At 68.0% G+C, this 15,365-nt stretch carries 14 protein-coding genes; 4 read left to right on the plus strand and 10 right to left on the minus strand.

The window, feature by feature from the left end:
* Window positions 1–65 precede the first annotated feature (65 nt).
* Entirely contained in the window at window positions 66–716 is a 651-nt protein-coding gene (locus LDO13_RS17455) for a LysE family translocator (protein WP_224047919.1), read from the plus strand.
* Between the two features lie 29 nt (window positions 717–745).
* Here LDO13_RS17455 and LDO13_RS17460 read toward each other — a convergent pair whose 3' ends face one another.
* The 6 genes from LDO13_RS17460 to LDO13_RS17485 all read right to left on the minus strand — a co-directional run bounded on the left by LDO13_RS17460 (window position 746) and on the right by LDO13_RS17485 (window position 6,513).
* On the minus strand, window positions 746–1,102 hold the full coding sequence (locus LDO13_RS17460) for a nuclear transport factor 2 family protein (protein ID WP_224047920.1): 357 nt from the start codon (window positions 1,100–1,102) through the stop codon (window positions 746–748).
* Between the two features lie 74 nt (window positions 1,103–1,176).
* Complete coding sequence (locus tag LDO13_RS17465; RefSeq protein ID WP_224047921.1) at window positions 1,177–2,166, minus strand: hypothetical protein; 990 nt, start codon at window positions 2,164–2,166, stop codon at window positions 1,177–1,179.
* A 38-nt stretch (window positions 2,167–2,204) separates the two neighbouring features.
* Window positions 2,205–2,705 (minus strand): DUF456 domain-containing protein, encoded by a 501-nt coding sequence (locus tag LDO13_RS17470; protein ID WP_224047922.1) that lies wholly within the window; start codon window positions 2,703–2,705, stop codon window positions 2,205–2,207.
* Between the two features lie 119 nt (window positions 2,706–2,824).
* Window positions 2,825–4,036 (minus strand): NADP-dependent malic enzyme, encoded by a 1,212-nt coding sequence (locus LDO13_RS17475; RefSeq protein ID WP_224047923.1) that lies wholly within the window; start codon window positions 4,034–4,036, stop codon window positions 2,825–2,827.
* Window positions 4,037–4,338: 302 nt separating this feature from the next.
* Complete coding sequence (locus tag LDO13_RS17480) at window positions 4,339–5,004, minus strand: TetR/AcrR family transcriptional regulator (protein ID WP_346347025.1); 666 nt, start codon at window positions 5,002–5,004, stop codon at window positions 4,339–4,341.
* A gap of 192 nt (window positions 5,005–5,196) precedes the next feature.
* Window positions 5,197–6,513 carry an MFS transporter gene (locus tag LDO13_RS17485; RefSeq protein WP_224047924.1) on the minus strand — a complete coding sequence of 439 codons (1,317 nt, stop codon included), beginning with the start codon at window positions 6,511–6,513 and terminating at the stop codon, window positions 5,197–5,199.
* A 111-nt stretch (window positions 6,514–6,624) separates the two neighbouring features.
* Between LDO13_RS17485 and rraA the strand changes: the two genes are divergently transcribed.
* On the plus strand, window positions 6,625–7,101 hold the full coding sequence (rraA, locus tag LDO13_RS17490; RefSeq protein WP_224049832.1) for a ribonuclease E activity regulator RraA: 477 nt from the start codon (window positions 6,625–6,627) through the stop codon (window positions 7,099–7,101).
* A 290-nt stretch (window positions 7,102–7,391) separates the two neighbouring features.
* The gene (locus LDO13_RS17495; protein WP_224047925.1) at window positions 7,392–8,843 is read left to right on the plus strand and encodes a sugar porter family MFS transporter; all 1,452 of its coding nucleotides are present in this window, start codon (window positions 7,392–7,394) and stop codon (window positions 8,841–8,843) included.
* Window positions 8,844–8,856: 13 nt separating this feature from the next.
* On the opposite strand, the gene LDO13_RS17500 is transcribed toward LDO13_RS17495, so the two are convergent.
* The 4 genes from LDO13_RS17500 to LDO13_RS17515 all read right to left on the minus strand — a co-directional run bounded on the left by LDO13_RS17500 (window position 8,857) and on the right by LDO13_RS17515 (window position 13,468).
* Window positions 8,857–9,378, minus strand: a complete 522-nt coding sequence (locus LDO13_RS17500; protein WP_224047926.1) for a GNAT family N-acetyltransferase — start codon at window positions 9,376–9,378, stop codon at window positions 8,857–8,859.
* A 190-nt stretch (window positions 9,379–9,568) separates the two neighbouring features.
* Window positions 9,569–10,717, minus strand: a complete 1,149-nt coding sequence (locus LDO13_RS17505) for a mannitol-1-phosphate 5-dehydrogenase (protein WP_224047927.1) — start codon at window positions 10,715–10,717, stop codon at window positions 9,569–9,571.
* The gene (locus LDO13_RS17510) at window positions 10,717–12,681 is read right to left on the minus strand and encodes a PTS mannitol transporter subunit IICBA (RefSeq protein WP_224047928.1); all 1,965 of its coding nucleotides are present in this window, start codon (window positions 12,679–12,681) and stop codon (window positions 10,717–10,719) included. The genes LDO13_RS17505 and LDO13_RS17510 overlap by 1 nt, the downstream gene beginning before the upstream one ends.
* A 58-nt stretch (window positions 12,682–12,739) precedes the next feature.
* The gene (locus LDO13_RS17515) at window positions 12,740–13,468 is read right to left on the minus strand and encodes a TetR/AcrR family transcriptional regulator (protein ID WP_224047929.1); all 729 of its coding nucleotides are present in this window, start codon (window positions 13,466–13,468) and stop codon (window positions 12,740–12,742) included.
* Window positions 13,469–13,668: 200 nt separating this feature from the next.
* Here LDO13_RS17515 and ptsP point away from each other — a divergent pair, with 200 nt between their 5' ends.
* Window positions 13,669–15,354, plus strand: a complete 1,686-nt coding sequence (gene ptsP / locus LDO13_RS17520) for a phosphoenolpyruvate--protein phosphotransferase (protein WP_224047930.1) — start codon at window positions 13,669–13,671, stop codon at window positions 15,352–15,354.
* Window positions 15,355–15,365: the final 11 nt, after the last annotated feature.

Here is a 15,365-nt window from a genome sequence, read left to right on the forward strand (position 1 = left end):
AGAGGGAACACTTCCGGCGCAATATTTCCTAGACTTTTCCTGTAGCCAAGCGTCAGGAGAGCGCCATGAACCCCCAACTGTTTGTCGCCTTTCTGGTGGTCGCCGGCGCCCTCGCGTGCACGCCGGGGGTGGACTGGGCGTACTCCATCACCGCAGGACTGAAGCAGCGCAGCTTCGTGCCCGCGGTCGCGGGGCTCTGCGGCGGCTACGTGCTGCACACGGCGCTCCTGGTCGCTGGTCTGGCGGCCCTGCTGACAGGCATTCCCGGGGTGCTGGGGTGGCTGACGGTGGCCGGCGCGGCCTACCTTCTCTGGCTCGGACTCACCACCATCCGGTCCTGGCGCGGCGCGAGTTTCGGCAGCGCAGAGGTGCGGGCGCCGGCGAATCAGTTCCGGACGTTCCTGCAGGGCATGGGCACGAGCGGCATCAACCCGAAGGGGTTGCTGTTCTATGTGGCCCTGGTGCCGCAGTTTGTCAGCCCGGAGGCGTCCCTCCCCGTCCCGGTGCAGTCCGGGCTCCTGGGCCTGACGTTTGTCCTGCTGGTTGCCGTGGTCTACACCTGCGTTGCACTGCTGGCCCGCAAACTGCTGCACTCCCGGCCGGGAGCGGCGCGGAAAGTGACGCTTTCCAGCGGCATCATCATGGTCGCGCTCGGCGCCGTCCTGCTGTCGGAGCAGCTGCTGCCGCTCCTGGGCCACGCCCTGTCACTCGGCTGAGGCCGCGCCGCCCGCCGGAACCCATCGGGTCACTTGCGCGGCATGTACCACTCGGTAAATGCCGTGGCACGGCCGTCGACCGTGAGCTGGATGATCCAGAGGTTGTCATAGCTGCGGCTGTCCCCGCGGTAGTCGGTGCGGCCCTGCACGAAGGCCCTCCCGCCGTCGACCCCCAGCAGGGTCCACTCAAAGGTCCAGTCCCCCGGCACATCGCCCGCGGCGATCCAGCGCTCCACGATCTGCTCCCGCCCGGTCCACGGCTCGGGATCATCAGGTCTCGTGGCATACACGGCGTCCTCGGTGAAGAGGGCCCTGATGTCAACCGGATCGTTCGACGTCCAGGCGGCGATGTAGTGCTGCACCCAGCGCGCTGACGCATCTCTCATCCCTCGTTTTTACTCCCTGCTTCCGCGGGCCCGCAAGGGTCATGGAGCCGGATCGAAACGAGTTCGCCAAGGATTCATTCGCCGTCGGCCCGGCCGTACTCGCGGTCCCAGAGCTCGTGCAGTTCGGCATCCTTCCGGATGGCCTTGACCGTCTCCAGATCGGCAGGCGGGCGGTGCTGCCAGTCCCGCCGGTTCAGGGCCCTCCGCCCGTCGTCCAGGAGCAGGAGGGCCCTGTCCGTCAGGGCATCACCGCGGAGCGTGAAGTCGGTCTTCCGGCGGCGCAGGACTTCCTGCAGGGCGGCACGGGCGGCCGCATTGGCACCAAGTTTGCGCAGCGAGCGCGCCCGGATCAGGAGCAGGGCGGCCGAGAGGTCATCCCCGTTGAGCAGTCCCTCAGTGTCCTCCACGACGTCCGCATCCCGCCCCAGCGAAGCGGCCAGTGAGCAGCGCGCCAAGGCCAGCGGCAACGACGGCGGCAATCCGGTCAGCGCCGCGAGGGCGGCCTCCCGCTGTCCGGTCTCGCGCAGCGCGTGGGACCAGGCCAGGAACACCGCCTCCTCACTGAACAGGACCGGAACTTCGACCCGCTCGGCGACGGTTACCCGGGTTACAACACGGGCCAGGTAGGTGAAAGCGTACCGGTTCGCGTCGTCGTCGTTCCTGGTGAGCAGGCCGCGCTGGAGCAGTTCGGAGGCGCGCAGGTGGCCGCCCTGGACATAGCTCAGCAATCCGGCCGTCAGGTAGCACAGCCCGGCCCACCCGGGCTGTGAGTGTGCCAGAGCGATGAGCCGGTCCGGGTCCGAGTTGCCGAAGATGGCGGCATGCACGGCCTTGGTGGCCTTGGATGGCGACCTGCCCGCCACTTTGCCGAGCCGCGGCGCACCACCCTCCACGGGCAGGGTGCCGCGGATCCGCCCCGCCAGGACACCGGTCACCGCCACTCCCACCCCTTCGGCGAGATCGCGGACAGGCGTCCGGATGACCGGTGTGCGGAACGGTGTGAGGTCGCGGTGGTCCCGGTACAGGGCCGGGCGCGGTGCGGATTCTCCTGGTTCGGAGCTCATACGTCCATGCTAATGGGCGCGGGGAGGCGGCGGGCAGACTAGGCGGCGGCCGAAATCCATACGCCGATCACCCAGGTGCTGCCGGCGAGGCACGCGAGCCCGAACTCGACGATCATTCCCAGGCCCGTGGCCTTCAGCGCGGCCCCGCTGGAGGCCACTGCGGTGCCGAAAGCCCGGGTGCGGTGCAGTTCGCTCAGCAGCAGGCCGGCGGCGAAACCGATGAACAGTCCCACCACGGGGATGATGAACATCCCCACAACCCCGAAGACCAGTCCGGCCACCACCGAGCGGCTGGGAATGTTGTGCTCCTTGAGTTTCCGGCCGGTCAGGACCGCGCTGGCGGCCATCCCGGCCAGGACGAAGACCATACCGATCCCGAACACCACCCAGCCGGTGGTCCCGGCGCCTCCCCAGATGGCCCACGACAGCAGGCTCAGCCCGATCAGGATGCTGCCGGGAAGCACGGGGATGACGGTCCCGGCCACGCCCACCAGGATGGCGAGGCCGCACAGGGTCGTCACAACAGTCTCGGGGTTCATCGCCCCAGTCTATGGTTCGGATGGCACTGCGACGGCCGCCGGAAGCGAAGAAGCCATGAAGCGGCGACGGCGCCGCATCCCCCAGGGAAGCGGCGCCGTCGTCGTGTGTTCAGCTGTGGCTATTCGGCTTCGACCGCCGCGGCGACGGCGGCGGACACTGCCGGCGCCACCCGCGGGTCCAGCGGGCTGGGGACGATGTAGTCGGCCGAGAGGTCCTCGTCGGCCAGCGCGGCGATGGCGCGGGCCGCAGCCAGCTTCATGGCCGGCGTGATCCGGCGGGCGCCGGCGTCGAGGGCTCCGCGGAAGATGCCGGGGAACGCGAGGACGTTGTTGATCTGGTTCGGGAAATCGCTGCGGCCGGTGGCCACGACGGCGGCGTACCGGCGTGCGACCTCCGGAAGGACCTCCGGGTCCGGGTTGGACAGGGCGAACACGATCGAGTCCTGGCTCATGAGCTTGAGGTGCTCCTCGGCCAGCTTGGACGAGGAGACGCCGATGAACACGTCGGCGTCCAGCAGGGCTTCGGCGGGGCCGCCGGAGACGCCGCGCGGGTTGCCGCTGGCGGCCAGCTGGGCCTTCTTGCTGGCGGGATCGGCGGCGATGTCCGCCCGCTCGCTGTTGAGAACCCCGCGGGAGTCCAGCAGCACTACGTCGGTGATCCCGGCGGTGAGCAGCATCTGCGCGACGGCAATCCCGGCGGCGCCGGCGCCCGAGACGACCACGCGCAGCGTCTCAATGTCACGGCCGGTCACCTTGGCGGCGCCGGTCAGCGCGGCGAGGACCACGACGGCGGTGCCGTGCTGGTCATCGTGCATGACGGGGCAATCGAGGGCCTCGATGAGCTTGTCCTCGAGTTCGAAGCAGCGCGGCGCCGAGACGTCTTCGAGGTTGACGGCGCCGAAGCTCGGGCGCAGCCGGACGAGGGTCTCCACAATCTCGTCGACGTTGGTGGTGTTGAGCACCAGCGGGATGGAGTCGAGCTGGCCGAAGGCCTTGAACAGGGCCGACTTGCCCTCCATCACGGGCAGCGAGGCGCTGGCGCCAATGTCGCCCAGGCCGAGGACGGCGGTGCCGTCGCTGACGACGACGACCAGGCGCTGGGCCCAGGTGAGGGTCTTGGCGAGCTCCGGGTCGGCGGCGATGGCGCGGCTGACCTGGGCAACACCCGGCGTGTAGGCGATGGAAAGGTCGCGCTTGCTGGCCAGCGGCACGGTGCTGGCGATGGAAAGCTTGCCGCCGTGGTGGGATGCGAAAATTTCCTCGTCGCTGAGCGCGGCTACGGTCTCTGCGGGGGAAGTGGAGTCGGTGGGGATGATCGTTTCAGTGGACACGTCGTTGTCTCCTGGGGCTCACCGTGGGCGTACGGCTCATGGAAGCTCAAGCACAGGCGTGCTCAAGATGGTCTGGGGAACGTCGGCAGGGACCCGAGGTTGGTGGGTCTGCGGTGAAGCTCCGGATACTGCAGGCGGACGGGCCGCTCCGGTTCTGCAATGGTAAACAAAACATCCCGGGCTCAAGGTGTCACACGACACACCCGGGCAGCTGGTGAAACGTTTATCCAGCCGTTTTAGTGAACCGGATCACCGAAAAGTGCCGTTACTGGCGGGTAAAAAATCAGATTGGTCTAGACCAGTTACGCGGCGGGGCGGGTGGATGTCAGCAGGACGCAGGCCTTCTTGAGGTCTTCCTCGGCTTCGAAGAGCGACAGGCGGCGGCAACGGACCGACTGGACCAGCCCAGTGACGGTCAACAGCAGGACGCGGGAGATGGCGGCGTCACCGCTCACGGCCGTGACGGCCTTCTCGGCCATGGCGTCGATCTCCCGGAGCAGCTTCGTCGTGTCAGTGTCCTTGGTGTAGACAGCCTTGTTCAGGCACTGCTCCACGGCCGGCTGCATCAGGCGCATGTGGAAGATTTCCATCACGACGCCGACGAGCGCGTGGGCCGGAACGTCGCCGCTGGTACTCCCCGCGGCCGGCTTCGCGGAGCGTCCCGCAGTTTTCTTCGCCGATGCCGCGGAAGCGCCGGCGGCTGACGGGGCACCGGTTCCTGCGCCGGATCCCGGGACGGCCGGTGAGTTTGCCGCGTGCAGTTCCGTAAGCTGCTTGCGGTAGAGCGCCAGCACCAGCTGGGTGGCGGAGGGAAAGTACCGGTAGAGGGTGCCCAGCGGAACGTCGGCCTTGGCAGCGACTTCTGAGAGGACCACGGAGTCCAGGCCCTTGCGGGCAAACCCTGCGGCCACGTCGAGGATCCGGGTGTAGCGGAGCCGTTGCCGGGGCAGGGTGGGAGGCGGGGCCATCGGTGGAAGTTCTGAGTGGAATTCAGGCATCAGCAGCGTTCCGGGTCGGTTTTTCTCGGCAGACATGAGGGATTCCCCACAGCGCTGCCGCGGCAATTCCCGTCAACTATACGCCACGCTCCCGGGCCCTGAGCCAGTCACAGGCGGTGCCGAAAGTGCCCGGACGTGGCCTTCCCTGCCGCGGGTCAGGGCCTACTCGACGCCCTTGATTTTGACCACGAACACGGCCCCCAGCAGCCCGATCACCGCGGCCGCGACGTACAACGACACGTAGCCGCCCCACATCGTCACGAAAGGGAAGGCGATGAGCGGCGCCAGCACCTGGGGCAGGGAATTGGCGATGTTAAGGACGCCCAGGTCCTTTCCGCGGCTCAGCGCAGCCGGGAGCACCTGGGTGATGAGGGCGAAGTCCACCGCCAGATAGCAGCCGAAGCCGATGCCCAGCACCGAGGCCCCCAGCAGGGCGCCGGCCCAGTTCGGCGCGAAGGCCAGGATCAGGGAGGCCACCGCAATGACCACCGAGGAGATGATCACGAGCGGCTTCCGCTTTCCCATCCGGTCGCTCAGCCGGCCTCCGATCACACTGGTGATGATCACCATTACCGCATAAAGCCCTGTCAGGATCAGCACGCCGAGCTCCGGAGCGATGCCCTGCGTCTGTTCAAGGTGGACCGCGTCCTTGAGGAAGAAGAGCAGGTAGAGGGTGACCATGTGGTTGCCGATGTTCACCAGGAGCCGGGTCAGCCAGGCCCAGGCGAAGTCCGGGTAGAGCGCCGGGGAGATCCAGAAACCTTTGGCGAAGCCGGCCAGGCTGAACGGGGGACGCGCCCCCGCGGGGAGCGGGACGTCGTCGTTCCTGAAGTAATACAGCACGACGCCGGCGAGCAGCGCCAGCGCGCAGACCAGATACCCGACGGCGAAGTTCCCAGTCACCGCTGCGGCGATCACCGCGCCGACCAGGATGCCGACGGTCTGTCCCATTGCGGCCAGGCCACCCACCGTGCCGCGCTGGGCCACCGGAACACGGTCCGGGATGGCGGCGGTGATGGCGGCATAGGCGCCGTTGCAGCCGGCCTGCACGAGGCACCAGAGCAGCGTCATGACGGCAACGTTGGGCGCCCCCGCCAGGGCAATCAGCGCCGCGGCGCCGAGGATGGCCCCGAAGAGGACCCACGGGACCCGGCGGCCCCGGCGCGAGGTGGTGCGGTCGCTGAAGGCGCCGAACAGGGGGTTGGCCACGAGTGAGACCGCTGCACCGGCCCCGGTCACGAGGGCGAGGATCGCTTCCTTGTCGCCCTCGCTGAACGCTGCGGCCTGCTGGCCGAGGAGCACCTGGATCGGGCCGAAGAATGCCGCGTTGATGCCCAGGTTGACGAGGACGACGCCGGCGATCCAGACCGGGCGGACGGCACGTTCGGGTTCGGCGAGCGCCACCGCTGTCGGGCCTTCTGCGGCGAGGCTGGCACGGGCAGGGTCCGGAGCTGCTCCGGGCATATCGGACAGGCTCATGGAATTCGGTTCCCCCCGGAAACGGATGACGCAGACTGAAGATCAGTGTGCAGCCAGACTATCGTGGGGATCACGATCCGCCCCCCCTATTTCCACTGCATGGGAGAACCGATGGCCGCATCCGCCGTTAATACCGCCGACCTCTATGACGAACGCGGCGAGGAGCTTGACTCCGTGGCCCTGCAGTTCCAGTCGCTCGGGGGCCATACGCACTTCAGCGGGCCGGTGCGGACCATCCGCTGCTTCGAGGACAACGCCCTGGTGAAGTCCACCCTCGCAACACCCGGCGACGGCGCCGTCCTGGTGGTGGATGGCGGCGGCTCACTGCGCACGGCGCTCATGGGCGACCTGATCGCGGCCAGCGCCGTCGCGAACGGCTGGGCCGGCGTCGTCATTAACGGCGCCATCCGGGACCGGACGGCCATCGCGGGGCTGCCGCTGGGGGTCAAGGCGCTGGGCAGCAACCCGCGCAAGAGCGCCAAGACCGGCGCCGGCGAGAGCGGCGTGGACCTGGAGATCGACGGCGTCGTCCTCCGGACCGGCGCGATGATCTGGTGCGATCCGGACGGGATCCTGGTCGAGCGGTAAGTTTTGCTCCCGGCGGTCCGCGCCGTCACGGCAGGCAGTTTTTCGAGGTGCCTGCCGGTGCGGATCCGCGGAATCCCGGGGAAAATGAGGGGCCGAACGGCCAAAAGAGTGCGCCGCGTGACGTTCCGGGCCCGGCACAGGGCGGACGACGGCGGAGCCCGCCCGCCACGCCCGGGAACCGTATGTTTCCTCTCACTTTTTGCCGCGTGTGACAGGCGTCGCTCCGGCTCTGGTGTAAGACTTGGTAGCTGCGGCGCAGGCCGTGGAACGCGAAATGCCGAGGGAGCCAGATGACAACCACCCAAGACCAGACCGCAGCCAGGATCCCCCAGCGGGTCATTTGGCTGGCCGTGGCGGGCGCCGTCGGCGGCTTCCTCTTCGGCTTCGACTCCTCGGTGGTCAACGGCGCCGTCGATGCCATCAAGGACGAGTTCGCGCTCAGCGAGGCCGTGACCGGCTTTGCCGTGGCCGTCGCCCTCCTCGGCTGCGCTGCAGGCGCCTACCTGGCCGGCAAGGTCGCGGACCGCTACGGCCGCATCCCCGCCATGAAGATCGGTGCGCTGCTGTTCCTGGTCAGCGCGATCGGAACAGGTTTCGCCTTCAGTGTGTGGGACCTCATCTTCTGGCGCCTCGTCGGCGGCCTGGGCATCGGCCTGGCCTCCGTGATCGCCCCGGCCTACATCTCCGAAATCTCCCCGCGCCAGGTGCGCGGACGCCTGGCCTCGCTCCAGCAGCTCGCCATTACCACCGGTATCTTTGCCGCCCTGCTCTCGGACGCCCTGTTCGCGAACTTCGCCGGCGGCGCCGACCAGGTTCTCTGGTTCGGCATTGAGGCCTGGCGCTGGATGTTCCTCGCCGGCGCCGTGCCCGCCGTCGTGTACGGCTGGATTGCCTACACGCTGCCCGAGTCGCCGCGGTTCCTGGTGTTCAAGGGCAAGGACGAGGAAGCCCTCAAGATCTTCCAGTCCATCGCCCCGGACGAGGACACGGACCGTCACCTGCGCGACATCAAGCGGGCCATCGACGAGGACAAGGTCGCCGGCCAGAAGGGGTCCCTGCGGGGCAAGGCCTTCGGGCTGCAGCCCGTGGTGTGGATCGGCATCATCCTGTCCGTGCTGCAGCAGTTCGTCGGCATCAACGTGATCTTCTACTACTCCACCACCCTGTGGAAGGCTGTCGGCTTCCAGGAGAAGGACTCCCTGACCATCTCCGTGGCCACCGCGGTCACCAACATCCTGGTTACGCTCGTGGCGATCGCCCTCGTGGACCGGATCGGCCGCCGGCCCATCATGCTCGCGGGTTCCATCGGCATGGCCCTCTCGCTGGGCACCATGGCCCTGGCCTTCGGATCCGCCACCGGGACCGGTGACTCGATTTCGCTGCCCGGCGCGTGGGGGCCGGCCGCCCTGGTGGCCGCCAACGTCTTTGTGATCAGCTTCGGCGCCTCCTGGGGCCCGCTGGTCTGGGTGCTGCTGGGCGAGATCTTCCCGTCCCGGATCCGTGCCCGCGCCCTGGGCCTCGCCGCGGCCGCGCAGTGGATCGCCAACTTCGCCATCACCCTGAGCTTCCCGGTCATGGCCGCGGCCTCCCTGCCGCTGACGTACGCCATGTACGCGATGTTCGCGGCGGCGTCGTTCTTCTTTGTGAAGTTCAAGGTGCCGGAGACCAACGGAATGTCCCTGGAACAGGCCGAGACACTGTTCGTGCCCAAGGGCTCCGCGAAGGAACCCGCGAAGGCCTGAGCCGGCGCGCCCCCTAGAGAACGAGCTTCATGCCCTCGTGGCTTGCCGCGAAGCCGAGCCGGTCATAGAAGCGGTGGGCGGCCGTGCGGGATTTGTCGGTAGTCAGCTGGACCAGGGAGCAGCCGCGGCGGCGGGACTCCTCGATGGCCCATTCCACCATGGCGGCTCCCACGCCCTGGCCCCGCAGGTCCTCTGAGACCCGCACGGCCTCCAGCTGGGCACGCCATGAACCCCGGCGGGACAGTCCCGGCAGGAAGCTGAGCTGGAACGTCGCCACCAGGCGGGTTCCGGACGCGTCGGCGGGCGCCACCTCCCCCACGAGCAGGAGGTGCGCCGGATCGGCGTCGATCGCTGCGAACGCCTCCTCGTAGGGGGCCGGATCGGATGCGTCCTCGCGGCTCGACCCGAGCTGGTCGTCCGCCAGGAGCCGGAGAATGCCCGGCAGATCGGGGCGTTCGGCGGGGCGCAGGCGGAAGGTCCCGCCGTCGACGCCGAGGGTCAGCAATGCGGTCCGGTCACCGGGGTTCGAAGTCACCAGTCCAGCTTGCCCTACCGCCCCGCGTTCAGCGAGGACCCCGGCGACAATGCCCTACCAGTCCTGATTGCTAAGGCCCGCGGACGGGCACCAAAAGTGATAGCGCAACGGGGGCGGCCAACGCAGACGCCGACGCCGGAACTCGGGTGAGATCCGGCGTCGGCGGCATGCTTCGGCGAATGACAACAGACTAGACGGCGGCCTTGGCCTCCTCGACGAGGGTGGAGACAGCCCGGAACAGCGGGTGGTCCGGGGCCAGGCCCGTGATCTTCGACGTTGCCTCGTCCGCGCCCGAGGAAACCAGGATCTTCCCGAGCTCCACGGCCTCGTCGTCGGCCGGGTCGTTGAAGCGCAGGGCTGCGGCGATCGCCCCGAGCAGCGCCTCCGGAACGATCCCGCGTTCGGCCAGCTCCGCGGCGGGGCCGATGAAGCGTTCGTGCCGGCTGAGTTTGCGCAGCGGCGCCCGGCCCACCCGGTGCACGGTGTCCGGCAGGTGCGGGTTGGAGAAGCGGCCCAGGATCTTCTGGACGTACGCCTCCTGCTCCTCACGGTTGAACCCATGCTTGGCCACCAGGAGCTCCTTGGTTTCGTCCAGGACGGCCCGCACGTCGGCGGCTACATCCTGATCGGCCATGGCCTCGGAAATCTTGCCGAGGCCCGCCTCGAAACCGAAATAGGCCGCCGCGGCATGCCCTGTGTTCACGGTGAACAGTTTGCGCTCGATGTACGGTTCCAGGTCGTCCACGAAGGTCGCTCCCGGAATCACCGGTTCCTTCCCTGCGAACGGGGTCCGGTCGATGACCCATTCGTAGAAGGTCTCCACCGTGACGTCCAGGCCCTGCCCGGCTTCCTGGTTGGGCACAATCCGGTCCACCGCCGTGTTGGCGAACACTGCGGCTTCATCCAGGGATCCGGCGGCCGGATCCCACTGCGCGGCCACCTCGGACTTCAGGATGTCGGTCGCGTTGATGGCGTTCTCGCACGCCATCACCTGCAACGGAGCCAGTCCGGCGGCCCGGGCCGCGATCCCCCTCGCGATCACCGGCGCCACGAACTTGAGGATGTGCGGCCCCACGGCCGTGGTGACGATGTCCGCCGTCGCGATTTCCGCGATGACGTCCGCTTCCTGGGTGCTGGAGTTCAGCGCGCGGAAGTTCTCCACGGTGCGGACGGCGGGGTTGTCCCCCACCTCGTGGACCCGGTAGGAGTCCGCGGCGGCAAGCTGGTTGATCAGGGCCTCCGCAACGTCCGCGAAAACCACCTCATACCCCGCCTCGTGCAGCAGCAGGCCCACGAACCCGCGCCCGATGTTTCCGGCTCCGAAATGGACCGCCTTCACTATGAGTTGACCTTTCCGAACAGGTCCAGGACTTCCTCGACCGTCGTGGCCGCCTCAAGCTGCGCCACCTGGGCCTTGTTGGTGAAGACCTTGGCGATCGAGGAAAGGATCTGCAGGTGCTCGTTGTTAATGCCGGCGACGCCGACCACGAACTTCACTTCCTTGCCGTTCCAGTCGATTCCGTTCGGGTAGCGCACCACGGAGACCGCGGACTTCATGATGTGGTCCTTCGCGGCGTTGGTGCCGTGCGGGATGGCGAGGAAGCTGCCCATGTACGTAGAGACGGATTCCTCGCGTTCGTGCATGGCGTCCAGGTAGCCGGAGTCGACGGCGCCGCGGTCCAGCAGGAGCCGGCCGGCCTCGTCGATGGCTGCGTCACGGGTGGTTGCCGTGCCGTTGAGGACGACGCTCTCTGCGACCAGGATGCCCGCGGGACCGGCCTCCTCGGCCGCTTCCGTAGCCGCGGCGGCGGCGGGAGCGGCAGCGTCGGTTCCCCCGTCCGTGTTGCTTGACCTGACCAGTTCCACGATCTCGTCGTACCTCGGGCTGTTCATGAAGTTATCGACCGAAACATGCACGGCGCTTGCGGTCACCGGCTTGGCGCGCTCCGTCAGGTCCTGGTGCGTGATGACGACGTCGTAGGTGTCGCTGAGGTTGGCGATCGCGGAGTTGGTGACCTTCACGTCCGGGAAGCCGGCAGCTTTGATCTTGTTCCGCAGCACCGAGGCGCCCATCGCGCTGGAGCCCATGCCGGCGTCGCACGCAAAGACGATGTTCTTGACCGGTCCGGCGAGGACGGCGACGCCGCCTGCGGCTGCACCGGAGCCCGTGAGCATGGAGGACACCGAGCTCTTCTTGCCCTTCATTTCCTCCATCCGGGCGGTGGCGGCGCCGAGGGCCTCTTCCTCGCTGGCCCCCACCGGGGTCTTGCTGGCCTTCAGGATCACCGAGGCGATCAGGAAGGACACGGTAGTGGCAAAGAGTACGGAGAGTGTCACGCCGACGTAGCTGTCGCGCGCGGTGGCGGCGTAGACGGCGATGATGCTGCCGGGGGCGGCCGGTGACCGGAGCCCAGCGCCGGTGACCACGAGGGTGAAGATGCCGGTCATGCCGCCGCCGATCGCGGCGAGGATCATGATGGGCTTCATGAGCACGTACGGGAAGTAGATCTCATGGATGCCGCCAACGAACTGGATCAGGGCGGCGCCCGGCGCGGACGCCTTGGCCAGTCCCGTGCCGAAGATCGAGTAGGCGAGCAGGATGCCGAAGCCCGGACCTGGGTTGGCTTCGAGGAGGAACAGGATGGACTTGCCCTGCTCGAGCACCTGCTGCGTGCCGAGCGGGGTGAGGATGCCGTGGTTGATGGCGTTGTTCAGGAACAGGACCTTCGCGGGCTCGATGAAGATGCTCGTGAAGGGCAACAGGCCGTTGATGACCAGGAATTCGACGACGGCGCTGGCGCCGTTGCTGAAGGCTTTCACCACCGGGCCGACGACGAGCATGCCAATTACTGCCATGCCGGCGGCCAGGATGCCGGCCGAGAAGTTGTCGATGAGCATTTCGAAGCCCGGCTTGACCCGGCCTTCCCAGATCTTGTCCAGCTTCTTCATGAGCCAGGCCGTGAGCGGGCCCAGCATCATGGCGCCGATGAACATGGGGATGTCCGTGCCGACAATGACGCCCGTGGTGGCCACCGCGCCGACGACCCCGCCGCGCACCCCGTACACCATCCGGCCGCCGGTGTAGCCGATCAGGAGCGGGAGCAGGTACGTGATCATCGGCCCGACAAGTTTGGCCAGGTCCTCGTTCGGCAGGAAGCCCGCCGGGATGAACAGCGCCGTGATGATGCCCCAGGCGATAAACGCGCCGATGTTGGGCATGATCATTCCGGACAGGAACGTCCCGAACTTCTGGACGCCCACCCGCACGCTGGTGCGGGGTTTCGCAACTGTCTCTGTTGCCATGTGATTTCCTAACCGTCGTTCCTGCTGCACCGCAGGATGGTCCGATACATTCGCCGAGCTAGCTGGTGGAGCTGGTGGAGATCCGGTGGAGCCATTCGAGGAAAAGCTTGAGTTCCGAACTGGAGAGCTGGTCCGAGTGCGATGACTGCAGCGCCGCGTTCAGGGCGATGGCCGCCACCACCACGGAGGATTTCCCGGAGTCCTCCGGGCCGCTGTTCTTGGCCTGGTCCGAGGACACCGCAAAGATCATGGCGTCCCGGGTCATGGTGGACAGCTCGAGGTTGCGCTCGGGCGCCTTCTCCGTGATCAGCATCAGCGTCACGCCCACGTTGGCCGCCAGGATGCTCCTGGCCGCCTCGCGCGGAGGGACGTTCAGCTGGCCGGCGACGGCGGCCTTGTTCAGCATTTCCTCCATGAGGCCCTCGGCGTCGGCGACGACGGCCGGGCGGCTCTCGGGGCGGATATTGCCAAACATGACCAGGTACAGTTCCGGCTGATTGAGCCCGAACTGGACGTGGTTGTCCCACATCCGCCGGATGTCTTCCAGCGGCTGCCCGGACGGCGCGAAGTCGCGTTCTCCCGCCACATACTCTTCAAACCCTGCCGCGACGACTGCGTCGAACAGCCCCTCCTTGTCACCGAAATGGTGATAGAGGGTCGGCGCGGTGACGCCGGCCAGCTGCGTGATCTGGCGGGTGGAAACGGCACCCCCGGCGGAGTTGGCCAGCAACTCGGCGGCTGCACGGAGCAGCCGCGTCTTAGGCGGAAGCTGGCCATCGAAACTCATAACCGCTACCCTAGCACCTATAGCAACGCTATATGAAGTGCATCACATACAATTTTTTCAGGTGCCGGATCCGCTTGCCGACGTAGCCGTCGGCCGGCCCGCCGGACGATCCGGGAAGGAACCTCCTGCCCGGTTCGGACTGCCCCGGCGTCACCTGACTTAATGGCTTACCGGCCCACGGCAGAAAATGAGGACCTTCAGTGCAGAACTTCCCAGGAGTAGGCGTCAGCCCCGGCCGCATCATCGGAACGATCCGCCAGATGCCCAAACCCGTCAGCGAACCGCCGGCCGGGGAGCAGTTGCCGGCCGGCGTCACAGCCGAGGATGCGACGGCAGCCCTGAAGGCCGCCGCCAAGGCCGTCCACGATGAGCTGAAGGCCCGGGCCGAGACGGTCAGCGGCGACGGGAAGGCGGTCCTGGAGGCCACGGCACTCATGGCGACGGACACCATGCTCCTGAAGTCCGCGGCCAAACTGATCGGCCGCGGCACGTCCGGCCAGCGGGCCATCTGGGAAGCCGGCGGTTCAGTCTCGGAAATGCTGCACAACCTGGGCGGCTACATGGCGGAGCGCGCCACCGACGTCCTGGACGTCCGGGCCCGGATCGTGGCCGAGCTGCGCGGCGTCCCGGCCCCGGGAATTCCGTCCTCCCCCACCCCGTTCATCCTGATCGCCGAAGACCTGGCACCGGCGGATACCGCCACCCTGGATCCGGAGAAGATCCTTGCGCTGCTCACCGCCGGCGGCGGACCGCAGTCCCACACAGCCATCATTGCCCGGTCACTGGGGCTCCCCGCCGTCGTCGCCGCCGTCGGCGTGGACCAGCTTCCTGACGGCACAGAGGTGTACGTGGACGGCGCGGCAGGCCTGATCGCCGTGGACCCGGATGACTCCCAGCGGGCCGCCGCTGAACACTGGGCCGCCACAGCCTCGCTGCTGGCCGACTTTGACGGCACCGGCGCGACGGCGGACGGGCATCTGGTGCCGCTGCTCGCCAATGTCGGCGGAGCCAAGGACGCCGTGGCCGCGGCGAAGCTGAACGCGCAGGGCGTGGGCCTTTTCCGGACCGAATTCTGCTTCCTCGAACGCGACACCGAGCCCACCGTCGACGAACAGGCCGCCGCGTACAAGGGCGTCTTCGACGCCTTCCCGGGCAAGAAGGTGGTGCTCCGGACGCTCGACGCCGGCGCGGACAAGCCGCTGCCCTTCCTCACCGATGCCACCGAACCCAACCCCGCCCTGGGCGTGCGCGGTTACCGCACCGATTTCACGACGCCGGGGGTGCTGGAACGCCAGCTGCAGGCCATCGCGCGGGCGGAGCAGGAATCCGAGGCGGACGTCTGGGTGATGGCGCCGATGATTTCCACCGCGGAGGAAGCCGCCCGGTTCGCCACTATGTGCGCCGAGGCCGGGATTAAAACCCCCGGAGTCATGGTGGAAGTCCCGTCGGCGGCGCTCACCGCCGAGGCCATCCTCCGGGAGGTCGGGTTCGCGAGCCTGGGCACAAACGACCTTACCCAGTACGCGATGGCTGCCGACCGCCAGCTCGGCCCGCTTGCCGCCCTCAACACTCCCTGGCAGCCGGCCGTCCTGCGGCTGGTGGGCCTGACCGTGGAGGGTTCCGTCGCGGAGGGCCACAACAAACCCGTCGGCGTCTGCGGCGAGGCCGCCGCGGACCCGGCCCTCGCCGTCGTCCTGACCGGGCTCGGCGTCTCGACACTGTCCATGACGGCCCGGTCGCTCGCCGCCGTGGCCGCGGTGCTGAAGACCGTCACCCTGGCCGACGCGCAGGAGCTGGCCAAACTGGCCCTCTCCGCACCGAGTGCCACCGAGGCCCGCGCCTGGGTCCGGGCCAAGCTGCCGGTCCTCGAGGACCTGGGCCTGTAACCGAAGCACGG

The sequence above is a fragment of the Arthrobacter sp. NicSoilB4 genome, from assembly GCF_019977335.1.
In the GTDB taxonomy this organism is placed as follows: Bacteria; Actinomycetota; Actinomycetes; order Actinomycetales; family Micrococcaceae; genus Arthrobacter.